Here is a 20,504-nt window from a genome sequence, read left to right on the forward strand (position 1 = left end):
GGTTCGAAGGGGCCTCAAGGATGAACCAGCTCCGGCACGGGCCGTTGAATCACAACATGAGGAGGGCCGCCCGGGATCGCACGAAACAAAAAAGTCAAAAACAACCCCATGCACAGTAGCCAAGTCGTCGAAATCACTAAGTTCGTATTTTACGAAAATCAATTGACCCGTCGGGCAAAACAGGGGCATGATGGCATCATGCGGCGAGTGGGCTCCGCTCCCGGCCCTGCGCTGAAAAGCCGGATGACCTCGGTGCGTCTGAGTTCGTAGCGCATGATTCGAGGCTCCAGTTTCGGGGCTTGAATCATGTCCGCGGTGATACCATCAAGCCGCATTGGCCCTGCGAGGCGCCGCTAACTGGTTCGACCTGGTCGCGAATGACCCGCAACGGACCTCGCCTCTTAAGCCAACTGGTGACGTTCATATCCTGTCCGCGTTCCTCCTGTGATATTAATGACGCAATCGGCCAGATACGGCGCGCACTTTGTCGGAAGACCGATATTAGTCGGACACCGCGATGTTCCCCCGCTAAACCTGATACCGCAGAGCCCCGCTTAACGGGTCCATGCGCGACGGGCGCCGCAACGGCGCAACGGAATTTCAAACGTCGCTCTCTGGGCTGCGGGGAGATTTGGGTTGTCTTATTTTGTAGCGTCTGAAGGCGCGCTGGAAGCCGGCGCGGCCGTTGTTGCGCGCAAGCGATCGATTAGCCGCTTTGCGGCGCTGACCTTGGCCGCGTTGTCCCGCCGCCTGCTGGGCACCAGCTCCATGGTGGCGCTCGGACTGGTCCTGGCGACATCGACGCCATCGCGCGCCACCGACTGGACCGGCGGAACCTCAACCGACTGGTTCACCGCCACCAACTGGTCGGCCGGCGTTCCAACCAGCGCGGGCACCGCGAAGATCGACACCGTCGCGCCCAATGCCACAGTGGTCGGAGCGACCGGCGCGCAAGCGAACACTGTCATTGTTGGCTATTCAGACACCGGCACGCTGACGATCCAGAACGGCGGCACGGTGAGCAGCGGTCTCGGCTATCTCGGCCTCTTTGCCGGCTCGACCGGCACCGCGACGGTTGATGGCGCCGGCTCGGCCTGGACCAATTCCGGCTTGTTCATTGTCGGCCAAGCCGGCACCGGCACGCTGACGATCCAGAACGGCGGCGCAGTGAGCAGCGCCACCGGCTATCTCGGCGCCTTTGCCGGCTCGACCGGCACCGCGACGGTTGATGGCGCCGGCTCGGCCTGGACCAGTTCCAGCCTCATTGTCGGCTTTGACGACACCGGCACGCTGACGATCCAGAACGGCGGCGCGGTGAGCAACGTCACCGGCCATCTCGGCGTCAATGGCGGCTCGACCGGCACCGTAACGGTGGATGGCGCCGGCTCGTCCTGGACCAATTCCGGCGACCTCGTTGTTGGCAGTTTCGGCACCGGCACGCTGACGATCCGGAACGGCGGCGCGGGGAGCAACGTCATCGGCATCCTTGGCGCCAATGCCGGTTCGACCGGCACCATGACGGTCGATGGCGCCGGCTCGTCCTGGAGTTCCAGCGGGCTCTATGTCGGCAATTCTGGCGCCGGCACGCTGACGATCCGGAACGGCGGCACGATGAGCAACGCCGGGTTCGGCTATCTCGGCTTCAATGCCGGCTCGACGGGCACCGCGACGGTTGACGGCGCCGGCTCGACCTGGACCAATTCCGGCGACCTCAAAGTTGGCAATTCCGGCACCGGCACGCTGACGATCCAGAACGGCGGCGCGGTGAGCAACGCCGTCGGCTTTCTCGGCTCCCTTGCCGGCTCGACCGGCACCGCGACGGTTGATGGTGCCGGCTCGGCCTGGACCAATTCCGGCAACCTCGTTGTCGGCAATTCCGGCGCCGGCACGCTGACGATCCGGAACGGCGGCACGGTGAGCAACGTCATCGGCGATCTCGGCAACAATGCCGGCTCGACCGGTACCGTAACGGTGGACGGAGCCGGCTCGTCCTGGAGTTCCGGCGCGCTCTATGTCGGCGATTCCGGCGCCGGCACGCTGACGATCCGGAACGGCGGCGCGGTGAGCAACGCCACCATCGGCCATCTCGGCTTCAATGCCGGCTCGACCGGCACCGTGACGGTTGATGGCGCCGGGTCGTCGTGGACCAATTCCGGCCTCGTTGTCGGCTTTCGCGGCACCGGCACGCTGACGATCCAGAACGGCGGCGCGGTGAGCAACGTCGGCAACGGCTTCCTCGGCTACAATGGCGGCTCGACCGGCACCGCGACGGTTGATGGCGCCGGCTCGACCTGGACCAATTCCTTCAACCTCTTTGTCGGCTATTTAGGCACCGGCATGCTGACGATCGCCAATGGCGGCACCGTCTCGACGGCTTCCGGCATGCAGATCGCCGCTTTTGCCGGCTCGACCGGCACGCTCAATATCGGCGCCGCCTCCGGCCAGGCCGCGACCGCGCCGGGCACGCTGACCACGCCCTCGGTCGCGTTCGGGGCAGGCACCGGCAGCATCGTCTTCAACCACACCGCCTCGAACTACAACTTCGCCCCGGTCATTTCCGGCGCGGGGTCGGTGACGGTGGAGAACGGCACCACCATCCTGACCGCGACCAACACCTATAGCGGGGCGACCACGGTCAATGGCGGCACGCTGGCGGTCAACGGCTCCATCGCCAATTCGGCGGTGACGGTCAATGCCGGTGGCACGCTCGGCGGCAACGGCACCGTCGGCAATACCACCATCAACGGCGGCGGCGTGCTCGCGCCCGGCAATTCGATCGGCACGCTGACGGTCGGCGGCAATCTGGCGTTCAGCACCGGCGGCCTCTACCGCGTCGAGGTCTCGGCATCGGCCGACCGCACCAATGTCACAGGCGCCGCAACGCTCACTGGCGCCACCGTGCAAACGGTCTTCCAGCCGGGCAGCTATGTCAGCAAGAACTACACCATCCTGTCGGCGGCCGGCGGCCTCGGCGGCACCAGTTTCGGTGGCGTGAGCGGGCTGCCGAATTTTAATGCCGGCCTGAGCTACACGCTGTCCGATGTGTTGCTGAACCTCACGGCCTCGCTCGGCGCCGGCACCTCGCTGCCGGGCAATCCGCAGACCGTCGCATCCACGCTCAACAACTTCTTCAACAATGGCGGCGCGCTGCCGCCGGGCTTTGTCGCGCTGTTTGGTCTCACCGGCAGCAATCTTTCAGCCGCGCTGTCGCAAACCTCCGGCGAGACCGCGACCGGCTCGCAGCAGACGACCTTCAACGCGATGAACCAGTTTATGGGATTGCTGACCGATCCCTTCATCGACGGTCGCGGCGATGGCGTTTCAGCGGGATCATCGGCGGGCGCATCGGCCTATGCCTCGCCGGACAGGTCGCGCTCCGGTGCGGCGCGGGACGCCAATGCGATGTTCACCAAGGCGCCCGTCATGGCCGATCCGTTCGCGCAGCGCTGGAGCGTGTGGGCGGCAGGCTATGGCGGCTCGCAGACCACGGACGGCAACACGACACTCGGCTCCAACAACACGACCAGCCGCATCGCAGGCATCGCGGTCGGCGCCGATTACCGTATCTCGCCGAATACGCTGGCAGGCTTTGCGCTGGCGGGCGGTGGTACGACCTTCAGCACCGTCAATGGCGGCTCTGGCCGATCCGATATGTTCCAGGCCGGCGCCTTCGTCCGGCACAATGCGGGTGCGGCATATCTCTCCGGCGCGCTGGCCTATGGCTGGCAGGACATCACCACCAACCGCACCGTGACGGTGGCCGGCATCGACCAGTTGCGCGCGCAGTTCAACGCCAATGCGTGGTCCGGCCGCGCCGAGGGCGGCTATCGTTTTGTCAGCCCGTGGATGGGCGGCATCGGCATCACGCCTTATGCCGCAGGACAGTTCACCACCTTCGACCTGCCTGCCTATGCCGAGCAGGCGGTAACCGGCGTCAATACCTTTGCGCTCGCCTACGCCTCGAAGAGTGTCACTGATACGCGCAGCGAGCTCGGCCTTCGCAGCGACAAATCATATGCGATGGCGGACGGAATCTTCACGCTGCGAGGGCGCCTGGCATGGGCGCATGATTTCAACCCCGGCCGCAATATCGGTGCGACGTTCCAGACGCTGCCGGGGGCATCCTTTGTCGTTGGCGGCGCCGCGCAAGCCACCGACTCCGCGCTCGTCACCGCCTCTGCCGAAAAGAAATGGCTGAACGGCTGGTCCGCCGCCGCCACCTTCGAAGGCGAGTTCTCCGACGTCACCACCAGCTACGCCGGCAAGGGCGTGGTGCGGTATTCCTGGTAAGTTGACGATTTCCGGTTTTGGCCCTTCGCATCATTTCGCTGTGCTGCGGAATTTGGTAGCTATCGGGGGCATAGCGGACTCTGGCAAGCCGACCGATCGGCTGATTTATGGGATCACGGCCTAGGTAGCCCGCGATTCTTTTCTGATTTTGTGGGCTTATTGAATTGCTGGACGGACTCTACAAGGTTGAATACGGCGTCAACGATGCGTTCGGCCGCAGCATCATGTGCCTGCATGACGGTAAGATGCTGGGCGGCAATTCGGCCTTCGCGCACCTTGGAACCTATGTCGAGCGCGACGGCGAGATCGTCGCCGAGGTGATCACCGAACGGCACAACGAGGATCCCAATCACAAGCCGCTGATGGGAGCCGATATCGCCTCGATCGGTGCGCGCGGGCGGCTGCACGGTAACCAGATCCGTCTCGAGGGTGGCGCGGACACCATGCCGGGCGCCAAATTCTGGGCCAATCTCACGCGGCTCGACGACGAGGGGTTGCCTCCGAGTGGTGCGGTCGGTCCGGGCGGCATCGCCAACGGACTCTATGGGATGAGCCTGCGCGCGCTTGACGGTGTCGATGCCGGATTATCGGGCGTGATGCTCCTGATCGACGGCCGCATCCTCGGTGGCGATGCGTTCTTCTACTATCTCGGCTCCTATTCCTCGGCGGACGGCCGCTGGAAGGGCGAGATGCTGAACCAGGAGCACACGCCGGCGAAGGGCGAAAACCCCGTGTTTGGCGGCTATGAGGTCGGGATCGGCTTCTCCGGGACCTGCACGGCGGAGAGCGGCGAGATCGAAGGCATCGCGCTCGCCGGCAAGCGCAGCCTGCGCCTTGCAGCTTCGCTCAAGCTGATGCGGCGGGCCTAGCCCGTCTTATTCGCGAGAGGGCGCCTGAGAGGCTGGCGAGCGTGGTGTAAAGCGCTGATGCGGCGTAGGATTCGGTTGCGAAGCCACCCCATCACCTTCAACCGCGAACGCCACGCCCGCCATGACCGATGATACGATTTCAGACCACTATCGAGAAGCAAGAATTCAACACAAATAAAACCTCTGCCTCGCGCTCGATCTCTTCATGCTTGATAGTCTCGTTTCGGAGGCTGATCACCTACCGCGTCTAATAGGCCGCTCGCGCCGGTTTCTTTGGACGCGGCACGACCGCGACTCCACGTTTCGGCACAGAAATGATCGGGAGTCACTCAATCTTTCTTCAACTTAACCCGTCTTATTCGTAAGAGTGCGCCTGAGGGGTAAAGCGCTGATGCGGCGTAGGATTCGGTTGCGAAGCCAACCCCATCACCTCCAACCGCGAACGCCACGCCCGCCATGACCGACGATACGATTCCGCCCTTCTCGTTTCCAGCCGTTCACGCCAAGAAAGTCACAGCTGCCTTCGATGGTGGGCGCCTAACCTCGAACGGGGGCGTGATGCTTCTGGCGATGGCCGAGCGGCGTCTCGGTTTGGCCAACAATCTGGCCCGGGTGTTCCCGGATCGGCGCGATCCGACGCGGGTCGTGCACAGCCTGGTCGATATGTTCCGCGCTCGCATGTTCGCGATCTGCTGCGGCTACGAGGACGCCGACGACCTCGATCATCTGAGGTCCGATCCGGCATTCAAACTGGCCTGCGGTCGCCTACCGGACACGGGCCGGGATTTGTGTTCCCAGCCGACGCTGTCGCGGCTGGAGAATGCTCCGCGCCTGCGCGACGTGATCCGGCTGACCTACACTTTGGTCGACGCATGGATGGATAGCTACCCGCGCGAGCCGGCATCCGTCACGCTCGACATCGATGATACCTGCGACGTCGTCCACGGCCATCAGCAGCTCTCGCTGTTCAACGCTCATTATGACGAACGCTGCTTCCTGCCGATCCACGTCTACGACACGGAGAAGAGCCGGCCCGTGGCCGTCGTGCTGCGGCCCGGCAAGACGCCGGGCGGCGTCGAGGTGCGTGCCCATCTGCGCCGCCTGGTACGGCATATCCGGACGCGATGGCACAACACGCAAATTACGTTCCGTGGCGACGGGCACTATGCCCGGCCGGAGGCAATGGCGTGGTGCGAGACCAACGGCATCGACTACATCTTCGGTCTGTCCGGCACCAAGCCTCTCGCCAGAAAAGTCGACGAGGTCGCCGACGACATCCGCACGCGACGCGCCATCGAGAACCTGCCGGTTCTGCGTGGCTATACCGAGACGCGCCACAAGGCAAAGTCCTGGGATCGCGAACGGCGCACTGTCGCCCGTATTGAGGCGACGATGCTCGGCCTCGACATCCGCTTCGTCGTCACCAGCCTCGATGTCGGCTCGGCCGAGTGGATCTACGACAGCCTGTATTGCGCGCGCGGCCAAGCCGAGAATCTGATCAAGCTGCATAAGACGCAGCTCGCCTCCGATCGCACCAGCTGCCGTTCGGCGCTCGCCAACCAGGTCCGTCTCGTGCTCCATACGGCCGCTTATTGGCTGATGCTGACCGTGCGCGACGCCATTCCCAAAGCCCGGGAATTGGCCGCTGCCGAGTTCGCGACGCTGCGTCTTCGGCTCTTGAAAATCGCCGCCCGTGTCGTCGAGACCACGAGCCGCATTCGCCTTGCGTTTGCCGCGGCATGTCCCGAAGCCGACCTGATCTGCGGCTTGCCCGGCGCGCTGCTGCCGCTCGGTCCTTGACCGGCGGGGCGTCCGCCCCCGTTCGCCCAACCCATCCCTCAAGCGCGTTGCAAAGTACCGGTCGTCAGGCGGCGAAAAGCCGAAGGCAATCCTGTGCGCCTCGTCAGACAAGATGTGCGGCCGCATCAATCGGGCCCAAAAGCCGCACTCTCACGAATAGGACGGGCTAGGACGTGCACTCATAGTAGCCGCGCCGGCTTGCGCCAAAAGTGACATCGAAGTGGTCTGGACGGATGTCGTCCTTGGGCCAGGCGGGAAGGCAGTTCTTCTACCACTCCCGCTTCACTTCATCGCAACATCGCGGTCGATGTCTTGCAGGTGCACGAAAGTTGCCCAGGCTTTTCGATATTCGCTGTCTGTGGGATCGATCCCAAGCATGGCGCGACACGCCTCTTTGATTTCTTCCGACAAGGGACGCATTGCGACGTTTCCGGACAACTTGGCTTGGTTCCAGCGTTCCTCGACGCCGTTCGCCAAGGCGAGTGCTTCGGAGGGGCTCCGTTTCCGGGTTGACCTCGCCAAAGGGTGATCCGGAGGGAATTTGGGCCATGCGACGGGAGGCTGATCGGCTCGCCACTCACTCTCCTTGCCGGTCCCACGCTCTCCCGGCAAGTTTGCCTGGGCTCCATTGGCCGATTGAGGCGGGACAGTCCGTGCGCCCAGCTCGCGGAGCTGCTGCTCCATGGTCCCGCCGGACGCCGTTGCGCCTGCCGCAGGTGCACGCGTCGTCAGACCTGACACAGTTGAGGTGCCGGCCTGCGGAGCAACCTTCTGAACGGTTTGCGCAACGGACAGCATGCCAGGCGAAAGAGCAGGCTTCTGCTGCGCGACCTTGTCATTTTCAGTGGGGCAAGGCCGAAATCCCGAGCGCAGCTGCGTGATCCGGCCGTCGTCGTCGATGCGGGCAAAGTCAACGGCCACAGTGTAGACGAAAGCGGCATCGATGGATTGGCCGGATTTGTCTCTTGCGTTGACGGCGCCGCAGACATATCGCGCCGCGTCGGCCTCGACTGAACGCAATGCGCTGAATTTGGCCGAGTCCGGATCGATCAGCACGTGCCGAACTGCTGCGCGAGCTTTCATGTGCTCGTTAGAGAAGATGCTGAGCACGACGAGCTATGGCTGATTTTGGGTGACGCGGCCTGATCAGGCGGCGTGGCTTTCAGTGTTCGGAATGACTTCGATTCCGTCGATGAACTTTACACCGGCGATGACTTTCGGCAACTGGTTCGTGCTCTTCAATCGCCGCCAGGTCTTCGATGCGGCGTCGATGAGCTTGAACACCATCAGCTTCGCAGTTTGTTGCGACAGCGATCCCTTGGTCCGCACCGTTCGGTGGCGCACCGTGGCGAAGACGCTCTCGATCGGGTTCGAGCTGCGTAGGTGGATCCAGTGCTCAGCAGGGAAGTCGAAGAAGGCGAGCAGCGCATGGCGATCCTTGATCAGGCACTCCACCGCACGTCCGTATTTGACGTGGTATTTCTCGACGAAGACGTCGATCGCGGTTTCAGCTTCGGCCCGGTGTGGGGCCAGATAGATGTTCCGCAGGTCGTTCTTCATGGGGCCCTGCACGGATTTGGCGACCTTGTCGAGTACGTTGCTCACTTTATGGCACCAGCATCGTTGGTGCCGCGTGCCGGGAAAGGCCTCGTCCAGTGCCTTCCAGAAGCCGAGGGCGCCGTCGCCGATGGCGAGTTGCGGGGCAATCCGTAACCCGCGTTGCCGCAGGTCGATCAGGAGTTCGCGCCAGCTCTGCGCGCTCTCGCGCACGCCGACCTGGAAGCCGATCAGCTCCTTCTTGCCTTCCGGCGTGGTGCCAATCAGCACCAGCATGCATTCGCTGTGATCTTCCATGCGGGCCTGCAGGTACACGCCATCGGCCCAGATGTAGACATAGCGACGCGCCGACAGATCGCGTCTCTGCCAGCGTTCGTACTCGACCTGCCAATCGGCCTTCAGGCCGGCGATCACCGAAGGCGACAGGTTCGGCGCATCCTTGCCGAGCAGCGCCGAGAGCGCCTCCTGGAAGTCGCCGGTCGAGATGCCGCGCAAATAGAGGACCGGGATCAAGGCATCCAGGCTCTTCGTCCGCCGCGCCCATAGCGGCAGGATTGCCGAACTGAAGCGGAGGCGGTCGCCTGGCCCGCTCGCTCCGCGGTCGCGGACCTTGGGACGAGCGACCTCCACCGGACCGATGCCGGTCGCAATCTCGCGCACCGGACCGTGCCCATGTCGGACCAGGCGCGCTCGACCGTCGGGCAGCGTCAGATTGGCCGTGCTGGCCAGAAACGCGCCAACCTCGATCTCGATCGCCCTGGCAAGCAGGTCCCGCGCGCCGGCACGAACGATATCGGTCAGTGGATCATCAACCGCGGACGGCTGACGGAAAGCAAGAACATTGGTAGTCTCGGTCATGGCGTATCGCTCTCCTCGAGAGGTTCTGGCAGGCTCGTCACCCGCCTCGATACGCCGCCTTCCTCACACCGTCATCACCCAGATTCCGCCATAGCTCTGAGCACGACATCCGGATTGAACATGTCGGGCTGGTAGTACCACTTGTACTCCACAGCAAGGAATGCTGCGCCAAAGGCCGTCGCGATCAGAAAAGCAGATGCATTCATGGATTTGGTCGGGTAATGGAACCCGGTATGGTTGTTGTTATCTTCTTGAACTATTTACGATAGAATCTACTAACAATCCGTAAATTGGTTGCTCCCGCGATTTTCAACAACCGGTGGAAGAGCCACAGCTGGTTTTGCTCAAGGGGGCAGTTGCCGGTGCGGGAAACACACTGAGCAAAGTCAACCAAGGGGGCACAGGCTGACGCCTGACGGGTGGCAGCGGCAGGTCCGCTGTGGGCCATAACCGGACATCAACCAGCGAAGGACCGTGGGTCTCACAGCACTGGCGTACACTGCATGTCTGCTCCGACGATGAGCGGCCCGTTGTAGGCAGTTCGCAAATCAGCGATGGCCGCATCGAGTTCAAACAGACCGAAATGACTGACGAGGAGCTGCTTGACCGCAGCCTCTTGGGCAACGCGTCCGACGACTGCCGGTGTTGCGTGCAAGGGAACATTCGCACCGGGCGCGATTGCAAGATGCATGATCAGGAGGTTCGCGCCCTTTGCGAATTCGACGAAGCCTGGATCGGTGCCGTTTTGGTCGGAGCTAAACACGATCGACACATTTCCGGTCTGCACGCGGTAGGCCAAGGTTGGCATATTTCCATGCGGGATTTTCCGTGACGTGACTGTCGTTCCCTCGCGCTGCAAAACCACGGATGGATCGCTTTTGACAGCGTCAATCACTCCGACATCAAGTCGAACGCCACCCGCCACAACGCGCCCCATATCGGGCCGCACGCCGCTGCCCCCGTATGAGCCGCCTAACGCCGATCCGAGCACTGGAAATGCGCCAGTCTTCTCGTCAAAAAGCCTCTTGAGGAAAATCGCAAAGTCAGGGGCCGCATCGTTGCCTGTAGGACCGAAAACCTTGAGAGGTTCCTTGCGGACCTCGTGGCTCAGCCAAAGGAACGCTGGCAAGTCGGAAACGTGATCTGGATGAAGATGGCTTATTCCGACCATCCACAAGTCTTCGAGTTTGGCTTGCGATTCACCAAAGCGGTGTTGAGCACCACCGCCCATGTCGATGAGTATTCTTGCGCGCCCCTCGATCCAGACCAGATAACTCGTCGATGCCCGAGTGGGATTCATTCTGGGGCCACCAGAACCGAGGATTTGCACGGCGAGCGGCGTTGTGCCGCAACTCTGTCCGAAAGCACTCAAACTGCTCAGTGACGCACAGAAAATTCCCAGCAAGAAAATAACCGGAAGCCGAACCATGAAGACACCCATGTTGTTCAAACAGAGTCTATCAAATCGGTCTTGCAAATTTCACGACAGGGCCGAGATGGTCATTCGGGCAGCCCTGCTTGCCGCAATCCTTCCTCATATCGCGCGACGTCCTCAGCACGTCGATAAGGGCCAAGCACATCTTTGAGATTGGAAAGGCGCAGCGTGGGGCTGAGTTCTCGCAGCCGAGCCACGGCCTTGTGTGCTTGCTCCGGCCGACCGGCCATTGCGTTGCTTGCGGCGGTGATACGTAATCCAGGTCGATAGTCCGGACTGCACTGCAATGCCATTGCCGCCCATGATGCCGCTTCGTAGCGGTCCAAAAAGAAATGTGCATACGCGGTCCCGGCTCGCATGCCCATCAGCCACGGATCAAGTGGGCTCAGGCGAATGGCTCGTGCGAAGCGCTCGATCGCCGATTCCGGCTCGCCGAGCCAGAGTTTTACCCAGCCGCCGAAATTCCATGCCTCAGCCAAATTGGAATTAAGCGCGATCGCGCGATCAACTAAGCCGGCACCTACCCCGAGATCCCCAACAACAAACGCTAACGCATTCCCGCCAGCGGAGAGCGCGTTCGCGTCATCCTTGCCCAACTCAACTGCCCGTTGGGTGAGCTTCTTCACTTCGGCAATCGCGTTCGCCGTGTCCGGAATCCAGCCATTGATCCTGGCAATGAGGTAGCAAAAGGCTGCGCGACCGTAGGCGGTGGCAAATTCCGGGTCGAGCTCTATCGCGCGGTTGAACAGACGCAATGCCTCGTCGTTCGCTTGCCGGTTACCAAACTGATGAAGCCGGGCCAGACCGCGCAAATAGTGGGCATAGGCGTCGAGACTAGCGGTCGGCTTGCGTTTGGCGCGCTCGATCTCAGCTTTCTCCACCGCAGGCGCGATCGCCCCGACAACGCTTTCAGTCACCTGGTCCTGCAAATCGAAGATGTCGCCGAGCTCGCCATCAAACCGATCGGCCCAAATATGTGCTCCAGTAGCGGTATCGACGAGTTGTCCCGTAATGCGCACTCGGTTTGCCGCCTTGCGAACGCTCCCTTCCAACACGTAGCGCACCCCAAGCTCGCGCCCCACCTGCTTCACGTCGACAGCGCGCGCCTTGTAGGTGAAGCTGGAGTTTCGGGCGATGACAAATGGCGCCTTGAAACGGGACAGCGCCGTGATGATGTCCTCGGCCATTCCATCGGCAAAGTATTCCTGTTCGACATCGCCAGACATATTCTGAAACGGAAGCACCGCAATGGAAGGCCTGTCGGGCAGCGGAGGCGGACTCCCGGTCTCGGCAGCAAAAACTGGCGCAGCCTCTCGCGTTTCCGTCGGCGCATCGACCTCAAAGGCCCTGATTGGCTCCTGAATGTCCCTTACATGTTGAACGCCAAGATCCGTACCTGGGTCTGTGACCGAGGCTCGCGCGGGCAATTCTTCCTCGGTGATCTCGCCAACAAACCGGAAGCCTCTGCGAGAAACCGTCCGGATCAGGCGTTGCTCCTTGCCGGTATCCCCGATTGCCTTGCGCACGGCATTGACGTGGCTGGTCAGCGTGGATTCGGACACGATCCGTCCTTCCCACACCGCCTTCAGAAGATCGTCCCTTGTCACGACCTGTTCCCGGTTTCGGACCAGGAAGAGCAGCAGGTCGAACACCTTCGGTCCGATGGGGATGAGCTCGGAGCCTCGCTTGAGCTCGCGCCGGTTGGCATCGAGACAATAATCTTCGAATAGAAACGACACTTGTGATCCTTCCTGGACAAGAAGCCAAGGAAAACTCGATCGCAATTCAGGCCGGCTGCAAGGTCTTTTCCGTTCGAAACAGTACACATTTTCTCACCCTCCGGGAACGAGGGTTCGAGAAATGGTTGGCCCGCCTGCACTCGACGCGCACTGACGTTCGCAATCAACGCAACAAACCTGGCCGAGCCGAGGCACGGCTTACCACCTGCATCGCCTCCCGAGTGCGAGGATACGTTCATGAACAAGCATATCTTGCGCGCTTCCCTGGAGGACGCGTCAGTTGCGCCTGAGACGTGCCAGGTCACTCCGGCTCATGCCGAGCGCCCTCCCGCCGGTGCAGAAATGGCGCGGGTGCTCGGGACCACGCCATTTCACATGGCTTTGGATTCCTCCGGCGCCGGAATCGCCCACTGGAAGCATGACCCGCTGCACGACGTCGTCGCGCCCATGAGCCATCACGTCATCATGGCTTACAACGGCACGGTGCAGCGCATGGAGCGGCGGATGGGAAGCGCGGTTGCGATCGGTACGTTTCGTCCCGGAGTCGTGGTCATCATCCCCGAAGGATCGAGCTCCCGGTGGGATATTCCGAAACCTGTCGATGTCATCCAACTCTATCTTCCGCACGCCACGCTCGAGCGGGTTGCAGGCGAGGTCGACAACGTCACCTCGACCGATCTGCTGGAGCGAACGGCGCATCCCGACCCCATTACATCCCGATTGCTCCTGACCGCGATCGACGCCGTGGTCGGCAATGTCGTCGTGGATACACTGTTCAGGCATCAGCTGATGGACCTCTTGGCCACGCGCCTGCTGGCGGCGCATGTCGGCGCGCCGTCCACGTTCCAGCCGACGCGGGGCGGCCTCTCACCGGTCGTATTGCGCCGCGCCATCGAGCGCCTGCACTCGGACATCGACGCTGACGTATCGCTCGCGGCGCTCGCTTCTGATGCCGGTCTTTCGCGATTCCACTTCTGCCGCGCCTTCAAGGAAAGCACCGGGCTTTCCCCACATGCCTGGCGGCGCCAGCAACGGCTCGAGGAGGCCAAAAACATGCTGCGCGGCACCGACGCGTCGGTCCTCTCGATCGCGGTCGCGCTCGGCTATTCTTCCCAGACCGCGTTCGCCGCCGCCTTCAGGAAGCTGACCGGGGACACCCCGAGCAATTGGCGACGGCGTGCACGTTGACAGCATCGCCTATGCTGGGAACAGCATCATTGCGATAAAGGCTCCCGGATGCAGGCGGGCAAAAGAAGGTCCCATGACCGCTATGGGTCACAAGCCGACGCCTGACGGGCGGTAGCGGCAAGTCCGCTATATGGGACATTGGCGGACGTCACGCCTTGCCGCTCGGACAGCGCGCTTCGGCTGGAAGCGGACAGCGAGACGGCAGGCAGCGGGCGCGAAGCGTCGCGTCGGGATGAATTACAGGAAGCGGGCGTCTGGCGGGGTGGAATCCGGGCCCGGCCGGGCTTCCCCTGGCGGCCCGTATGGCCTATGACGCTGCAACGCAACATTCCCCCAAAAAGACCCCATGATCCGCCTCGACAACGTCAGCAAGCAAGCCGGCCACCAGATCCTGTTCATCGAAGCCTCCGCCGCCCTCAACAAGGGCGAGAAGATCGGCCTCGTCGGCCCGAACGGCGCGGGAAAGACCACGCTGTTCCGGATGATCGCCGGTGAGGAACTGCCCGATGAAGGGCAGGTTTCGACCGATCGCGGCATTACCATCGGCTATTTCAACCAGGACGTCGGCGAGATGAGCGGCCGCAGCGCCGTGGCCGAGGTGATGGATGGTGCAGGTCCCGTGAGCGAGGTCGCAGCCGAATTGCGCGAGCTCGAGGCCGCTATGGCCGACCCCGACAAGGCCGACCAGATGGACGAGATCATCGCGCGGTATGGCGAGGTGCAGCACGCGTTCGAGGAGCTCGACGGCTACGCGCTCGACGGCCGCGCGCGCGAGGCGCTGTCCGGCCTCGGCTTCAGCCAGGAGATGATGGACGGCGACGTCGGCAAGCTTTCCGGCGGCTGGAAGATGCGCGTGGCGCTGGCGCGTATTCTCTTGATGCGCCCCGACGTCATGCTGCTCGACGAGCCGAGCAACCATCTCGATCTCGAAAGCCTGATCTGGCTAGAAAAATTCCTGCACGATTTCGACGGCACGCTGCTGATGACCTCGCATGATCGCGAGTTCATCAACCGCGTGATCTCCAAGGTGATCGAGATCGATTCCGGATCGCTCACGACCTATACCGGCGATTACGAGTTCTATGAGCAGCAGCGGGCGCAGAACGAGAAGCAGCAGCAGGCGCAGTTCGAGCGCCAGCAGGCCATGCTCGCCAAGGAGATCAAGTTCATCGAGCGCTTCAAGGCGCGCGCATCTCATGCGGCCCAGGTGCAGAGCCGGGTGAAGAAGCTCGACAAGATCGAGCGGGTGGAGCCGCCGCGCCGCCGCCAGACCGTGGCGTTCGATTTCCCGCCGGCGCCGCGCTCGGGCGAGGACGTCGTGGCGCTCAAGAACGTCCACAAGGGTTACGGCAGCAAGCGCATCTATGACGGCCTCGATTTCATGATCCGCCGCAGGGAGCGCTGGTGCGTGATGGGCGTCAACGGCGCCGGCAAGTCGACGCTGCTCAAGCTCATCGCCGGTGCGAGCGAGCCGGACGAGGGCACGGTGGCAGTCGGCGGCAGCGTCAAGATGGGCTATTTCGCCCAGCACGCGATGGATCTGCTCGACGGTGAGCGCACCGTGTTTCAGTCGCTGGAGGATCAGTTTCCGACCGCGGGGCAGGGGTCGTTGCGCGCGCTCGCCGGCTGCTTCGGCTTCTCCGGCGACGACGTCGAGAAGCGCTGCCGCGTGCTGTCGGGCGGCGAGAAGGCGCGCCTCGTGATGGCCAAGATGCTGTTCGATCCGCCGAACTTTTTGGTGCTGGACGAGCCGACCAACCATCTCGACCTCGCCACCAAGGAGATGCTGATCACGGCGCTGGCGGATTTCGAGGGCACCATGCTGTTCGTCTCGCATGACCGCCACTTCCTGGCGACGCTGTCGAACCGCGTGCTGGAACTGACGCCGGAAGGCATCCACCAGTTCGGTGGCGGCTACACGGAATATGTCGCGCGCACCGGGCAGGAAGCGCCGGGGTTGCGGTCTTAATTGGAAGCCGTAGCCCGGATGGAGCGAAGGGCCATCCGGGATTCGTTCCACGCGAGCGGTCGCGTGATGCAGTTGCTCCGGCCCCGGATTGCGCTTCGCTCCATCCGGGCTGCAACCAAATCGAGAGACTCGCAATGAACTAGCGGGATGGGCGGCGGTACAGCACCCATCCGTTGTGGCCCTCAATCGCTATCGCAAAATGTCGCGCAGCACCTCGCCATCGACCTGGTGCGGTCTGACGCCCAGAGAGCTGGCCCCGGTTGTTTGGACAGCGCCCCGCTGGATTTAAGTGGATTCCTGCCGGGTTATGCTGAACGCGGGGCTTTACGGTTTTGTCGTTGCGTCGGGAGGGCGTAGCCCGACCAGAGCGACGACAAAACCGTCGGCGACGGTCATGCGGCCATCACCATAGCTTGCGTGCCGAAGTAAGCCTCGTCGGGCGTGCGCCCGTCAAGGCTCGAGTGAGGGCGTCCCTGATTGTAGAAGGCCAGATACTTGGCAATTGACGCTCGCGCCTCGGACACGCTGTCGTAGGCGCGGAGATATACTTCTTCGTATTTGACCGTGCGCCAGAGCCGCTCGACAAACACGTTGTCGCGCCAGGCGCCCTTGCCGTCCATGCTGATGGCGATCTTCGCGTCCAGCAGCACATCGGTGAACTCGAGGCTGGTGAACTGGCTGCCCTGATCCGTGTTGAAAATCTCGGGCCTGCCGTGCTTCGCCAACGCCTCCTGGACCGCTTCGACGCAGAAGGCCGCCTCCATTGTGATCGAGACGCGATGGGCCAGGACCCGTCGGCTGAACACATCGACGACCGCCGCGAGATAGACGAAGCCACGCCGCATCGGAATGTAGGTGATGTCCATTGCCCACGCATGGTCGGGCCGCTCGATCTTCAATCCGCGCAACAGGTACGGGTAGATCTTGTGACCCGGAGCCGGCTTGCTCGTGTTCGGGCGACGATAGACCGCCTCGATCCCCATGCGCTTCATCAGCGTCGCGATGTGGCGGCGACCGGCGTATACGCCCTCCCGCCGCAGCAACGATCGCAGCATACGCGCTCCCGCGAAGGGATAATCGAGATGCAGCTCATCGAGCCGACGCATCAAGGCAAGGTCCTCGGCCGAAACTGGCCGAGGTTCATAGTAGACCGTGCTGCGAGCCAGCTTCAGGACCTTCGCCTGGCGCACGATAGAAAGATCATGATCGCGGTCGATCATCGCTTTGCGCTCAGCAGGCCCGCCTTGGTGAGCGCGCCGGACAAAAAATCGTTTTCCAACGCCAGCTCGCCGATCTTGGCATGTAACGCCTTCAAATCGACCGGCGTCTCGGCCGATGTCTTGTCATGCCCAAACACGCCGGCGGCGCCTTCCAGGAGCTGGTTTTTCCAGATCGTGATCTGGTTCGGATGAACATCAAACAGTTGCGCCAGCTCCGCCAGTGTCTTGTCGCCTTTGACCGCAGCCAAAGCAACCTTCGCCTTGAATGCCGGAGAATGCGTCCGGCGGCTCTTCTTCGTCATCTTCGCTCCTGATTCGCAGCAAGAATCCTCGCCGCTGTCAGGCAGAAAATCCACTCAAGCTACTGTCCGAATTTGCGGGGCCAGCTCTCAGGATCTGCATGATGGTCGGCGCGACGTCGAGATTGTGCATGCGTCGGATCGTGGTGTTGTTGCGGATCTGCGGGCCGGCGGCGATGAAGGTCGCGCTCATCACCGGCAGCTTGGGATCGTGGCCGTGTGCACCGTAGAAGTTTGGCATCGACAGCGTGGTCGTCGCCGCATTGAACGGAGCATCGCCGAGCCGGGCGACGCCGGGGCTCTGGATGCCGTCGAAATTGTACCCCGGGGCCATCAGCGCGAATACGTCGCCAAAGTCCTGACCGATGGTCTTGCTGGTGCACTGTCCGAGCCCGGCCTCGCATTGTAGCGGGCGGGTCTCGACCACCGTGAACAGCCGCCCGTCCTCGAGCGAACCGTTGAATTTGGGGTTGGGATCGACGGCATTCCTCACGGCCTCGGTGATCTGCGTCACCAGCGCCTTGTAGGTGGCAGGATCGACAGTGCCGCCCTGTTCGCGCTGTTGCAGGTTGACGTAGATGTTGGCCGCCGGACCGGAGGTGCGGATCGCCACCTTGGTGGTGTCGATGCCGGCGTTCTTCAGGATATTGGCCATGCTGACCGAGGTGTGGAACGGCGCAAAGCCGTGGTCCGACACGACGATGACGTTGCTGTCCGGCCCTGCGGCATCGGCGATCCGCTTCACCGCCTTGTCCGCGGTCTGATAGGCGAAGCGAATGTAGGACTTGTAGCGGGCGACCTTGGCTGCGTCCTGGTTGGCCCCGATCGAGTTCGGGTCCTTCGGGTTGGTGCCCTGGCGCGGGTCGGTGAGCAGGAACTGATGCTCGGAGCCGTCGGGCTGCTCGATATAGACCATCACGAGATCGGCGTCGGGATTGTTCAGGATGGCGCGCTCGCCGATATCGGCCTGATAGCGCACGAAGGTCTTGACCATGTCCTCGAACATCGCCTCGATCTCGATGTCCGGGAAATTGGTGAAGCCCGGGCTCAGCCGTTCCGGAATGCGGAAGTCGGCCTGCGGACGCCAGAAGCCGATAGTGTTGTTGATGTCGTCGACGTCGGTCAGGACCGGTGCGTTGCGCGGAATGAAGTTGGCGCCGTAACGGGCGAAGCGCACCACCGAGAGATCGGGCGCGAGCTGCGAGACGAAGTAGGCCGCACCGACCTTGGCGCCGCTGCCGTCGAAGAAGAACGGCGCGTTCTCGCCACCGAACTTCGCATAGGCCGGTCCGGTCGCCGGGGGCTTGAACGGTCCAGCCGTAATGCCGCGCGTGGCGTCGAAGAACACAAGCGTGTCGTAGTTCACCCTGCTGTCATTGGTGGTGTCGAGCGCCGCTACCCGGATCGCGTATTTAATGTCCTGGGTAGCCGCGTTGGTGCAGGTTGCGGTCGGAGCGGATGCGCATGAGAACGTCTCGATCGGCGCGGAGGTTGCCAGCACCGGGCTGAACGAGAAGCGGCCAGCCGCCTGGAGGGCCGTGGCCACGGCCGGATCGGCGGCGAAGTCCGCCGATGTGAGCGAAAAGCCCTGGGCGCCGATACCGCCGAATGCGCCGAACGGCACGGTGTAGTCGGTGATGCGGATCGGCTGGGCCGGTTGCACCACCGTGCCGTTGATCGAGATGTCGGCGCCGTCGCCGCCCGGCCACGTCGCAGTGACGACTTTCCTGCCCTGCTGGCGCAGTTGCACCCACAGCGGCAATGCCGTCGGACGCGGCGAGGGCCCGAGCGGGCTCTCGCGATAGCCGCCGATCGGCGCGGCGAAACCGCTGAGGCTCGACGTAACCGGCCCGACGATCGCCTGGTAGGTGTTCGAGGGAATGTCGTTGTGGACGGCGGTCGAGCCGGTGGCGATCTCGATATGCGAGACGGCGGTAAGTGACGGCGACGCCGTGATGTTTTGCTGCGCCACCGCGCCATGGCGGCTCAGCCGCGCCAGAGCGCCGTCGCGCGGCAGTACGCCTTCGTCGATAAATTGCTGGATGAAATCGGGCTTTGCACCGTCGAGCGAGATGACGACTACCGGCGGTGAGCGGTGTCCGTGATGATGGTCCCGATCCCTGGAATTGTCGAAGCCGCGGTCGCGGCCGTTGTCGTCCTGATCGGCGTGCGCGGGAATTGCGGTGCCGGCCAGCGATGCGGCGAGCGATATCGACGAGATCAGGGAGAGGAACGCTTTCATGTCCACGTGGTGCCCCTTGTTTCTTGCTGCGCAACCTGCGCGGGTTTGACCTGGAATGACGCGGGGATTATCGGGCGTGGCCCACGACGCGCGTGTGACGCCTCGGCGACGTGTGTGCGTCGTTGAGATAACGCGGCGTGGCCGTGGTCACGTCACACCGAAATCAAGGTCCCGGCCGCACAGCCATGCGCAAGCCCCGCGCAACCGTCACGGGCGATGGTCCGCTCGAGAACGAAGGTCGCGGAACGGGGCATGATCACCAAACTGAAAGAGATTTCCACGGCGCCTCTGCCGTGCAAGATCTGCAGCGCAGAGGCCGCACTGTTCGGCGTGGTCGACTTCGCCAAACATTGCAACGAAGCGCGCGGCAGGCGGCTGCCGCTGTTGGGGAAGCCGGTCTATTACCACCGCTGCCAAGGCTGCGGGTTCCTGTTCACCGATGCATTCGACGACTGGAGCGAGGCGAACTTCAAGACCGAGATCTACAACGACGATTACATCGAAGTCGATCCCGACTACAGGGAGGCCCGGCCGACCACCTGCGCAAAACTGGTGCAGGATCTGTTTGGAGCCAGCAAGGCCGAGTTGCGCGTGCTTGATTATGGCGGCGGTGGCGGCCTGCTGAGCACGACGTTGCGCAGCTCCGGCTTCCTGGACGCGCAGACCTTCGATCCCTTCGTGGCCGATTTCTCGCGGCCGCCGCAGGGGAAATTCGATATCGTCACCTGCTTCGAGACGCTGGAGCACATGCCCGATCCGACGGCCGGCATCGCCGCCATCGTCTCGAGCACAAAGGAGACCGGACTCGTGCTGTTCTCCACGCTGCTGCAGCCGCCTGATTTCGAGGCGCACGGCGTCAATTGGTGGTATGTTGGCCCGCGCAACGGTCACGTCTCGATCTTCAGCCGTGCAGCGCTTGTCCGTGCCTGGCAGAACCACGGCTATCTGACTGCCTCCTTCAACGACAATCTGCACATGGCCTTCCGCTCGCTGCCCGGGTTTGCCCAGCATCTGCTGAAGCAGGCCTGAGCGGCGGCC

12 protein-coding genes are annotated in these 20,504 nt (G+C 62.9%); 6 read left to right on the forward strand and 6 right to left on the reverse strand.

From position 1 onward, the window contains the following. Positions 1 to 636 precede the first annotated feature (636 nt). The 3 genes from J4G43_RS23670 to J4G43_RS23680 all read left to right on the forward strand — a co-directional run bounded on the left by J4G43_RS23670 (position 637) and on the right by J4G43_RS23680 (position 6,959). Positions 637 to 4,290: an autotransporter domain-containing protein gene (locus J4G43_RS23670; protein ID WP_208086489.1), complete on the forward strand. Its 3,654-nt coding sequence runs from the start codon at positions 637 to 639 to the stop codon at positions 4,288 to 4,290. Between the two features lie 164 nt (positions 4,291 to 4,454). Then, complete coding sequence (locus J4G43_RS23675; protein ID WP_208086490.1) at positions 4,455 to 5,159, forward strand: hypothetical protein; 705 nt, start codon at positions 4,455 to 4,457, stop codon at positions 5,157 to 5,159. A gap of 456 nt (positions 5,160 to 5,615) precedes the next feature. Continuing rightward, a complete protein-coding gene (locus tag J4G43_RS23680) occupies positions 5,616 to 6,959 on the forward strand; it encodes an IS1380-like element ISBdi2 family transposase (protein WP_208086440.1) in 1,344 nt (447 codons plus the stop codon). 282 nt (positions 6,960 to 7,241) lie between these two features. On the opposite strand, the gene J4G43_RS23685 is transcribed toward J4G43_RS23680, so the two are convergent. The 4 genes from J4G43_RS23685 to J4G43_RS23700 form a co-directional block, all read right to left on the reverse strand. Next, a complete protein-coding gene (locus J4G43_RS23685) occupies positions 7,242 to 8,069 on the reverse strand; it encodes a hypothetical protein (RefSeq protein WP_208086491.1) in 828 nt (275 codons plus the stop codon). 36 nt (positions 8,070 to 8,105) lie between these two features. After that, positions 8,106 to 9,374 (reverse strand): IS256 family transposase, encoded by a 1,269-nt coding sequence (locus J4G43_RS23690; protein WP_038952271.1) that lies wholly within the window; start codon positions 9,372 to 9,374, stop codon positions 8,106 to 8,108. Positions 9,375 to 9,855: 481 nt separating this feature from the next. Continuing rightward, a complete protein-coding gene (locus J4G43_RS23695; RefSeq protein WP_225005750.1) occupies positions 9,856 to 10,815 on the reverse strand; it encodes an MBL fold metallo-hydrolase in 960 nt (319 codons plus the stop codon). Between the two features lie 59 nt (positions 10,816 to 10,874). Beyond that, complete coding sequence (locus J4G43_RS23700; RefSeq protein WP_208086493.1) at positions 10,875 to 12,548, reverse strand: winged helix-turn-helix domain-containing tetratricopeptide repeat protein; 1,674 nt, start codon at positions 12,546 to 12,548, stop codon at positions 10,875 to 10,877. Between the two features lie 237 nt (positions 12,549 to 12,785). Here J4G43_RS23700 and J4G43_RS23705 point away from each other — a divergent pair, with 237 nt between their 5' ends. Both J4G43_RS23705 and J4G43_RS23710 read left to right on the forward strand, forming a co-directional pair. Continuing rightward, positions 12,786 to 13,736: a helix-turn-helix domain-containing protein gene (locus J4G43_RS23705; protein WP_208086494.1), complete on the forward strand. Its 951-nt coding sequence runs from the start codon at positions 12,786 to 12,788 to the stop codon at positions 13,734 to 13,736. A gap of 346 nt (positions 13,737 to 14,082) precedes the next feature. Beyond that, positions 14,083 to 15,705 carry an ABC-F family ATP-binding cassette domain-containing protein gene (locus tag J4G43_RS23710; protein WP_208086495.1) on the forward strand — a complete coding sequence of 541 codons (1,623 nt, stop codon included), beginning with the start codon at positions 14,083 to 14,085 and terminating at the stop codon, positions 15,703 to 15,705. Between the two features lie 392 nt (positions 15,706 to 16,097). Here the strand turns inward: J4G43_RS23710 and J4G43_RS23715 are convergent. Then, a protein-coding gene (locus tag J4G43_RS23715; protein WP_129557670.1) for an IS3-like element ISRj2 family transposase occupies positions 16,098 to 17,227 on the reverse strand; the annotation gives its coding sequence in 2 pieces (ribosomal slippage) (positions 16,098 to 16,975 and positions 16,975 to 17,227; 1,131 coding nt in all). A gap of 37 nt (positions 17,228 to 17,264) precedes the next feature. Further along, on the reverse strand, positions 17,265 to 19,466 hold the full coding sequence (locus tag J4G43_RS23720; RefSeq protein WP_208089397.1) for an alkaline phosphatase family protein: 2,202 nt from the start codon (positions 19,464 to 19,466) through the stop codon (positions 17,265 to 17,267). A 252-nt stretch (positions 19,467 to 19,718) separates the two neighbouring features. Between J4G43_RS23720 and J4G43_RS23725 the strand changes: the two genes are divergently transcribed. Then, positions 19,719 to 20,495 (forward strand): class I SAM-dependent methyltransferase, encoded by a 777-nt coding sequence (locus tag J4G43_RS23725; protein WP_225005050.1) that lies wholly within the window; start codon positions 19,719 to 19,721, stop codon positions 20,493 to 20,495. Positions 20,496 to 20,504 lie beyond the last annotated feature (9 nt).

The organism is Bradyrhizobium barranii subsp. barranii (assembly GCF_017565645.3).
Taxonomy (GTDB): Bacteria; Pseudomonadota; Alphaproteobacteria; order Rhizobiales; family Xanthobacteraceae; genus Bradyrhizobium; species Bradyrhizobium barranii.

Coding starts and splice junctions, on each gene's coding strand:
- J4G43_RS23680 (WP_208086440.1), top strand. CDS start 5,616: ATGACCGACGATACGATTCCGCCCTTCTCGTTTCCAGCCGTTCACGCC.
- J4G43_RS23690 (WP_038952271.1), bottom strand. CDS start 9,374: ATGACCGAGACTACCAATGTTCTTGCTTTCCGTCAGCCGTCCGCGGTT.
- J4G43_RS23695 (WP_225005750.1), bottom strand. CDS start 10,815: ATGGGTGTCTTCATGGTTCGGCTTCCGGTTATTTTCTTGCTGGGAATT.
- J4G43_RS23705 (WP_208086494.1), top strand. CDS start 12,786: ATGAACAAGCATATCTTGCGCGCTTCCCTGGAGGACGCGTCAGTTGCG.
- J4G43_RS23710 (WP_208086495.1), top strand. CDS start 14,083: ATGATCCGCCTCGACAACGTCAGCAAGCAAGCCGGCCACCAGATCCTG.
- J4G43_RS23720 (WP_208089397.1), bottom strand. CDS start 19,466: ATGAAAGCGTTCCTCTCCCTGATCTCGTCGATATCGCTCGCCGCATCG.
- J4G43_RS23725 (WP_225005050.1), top strand. CDS start 19,719: ATGATCACCAAACTGAAAGAGATTTCCACGGCGCCTCTGCCGTGCAAG.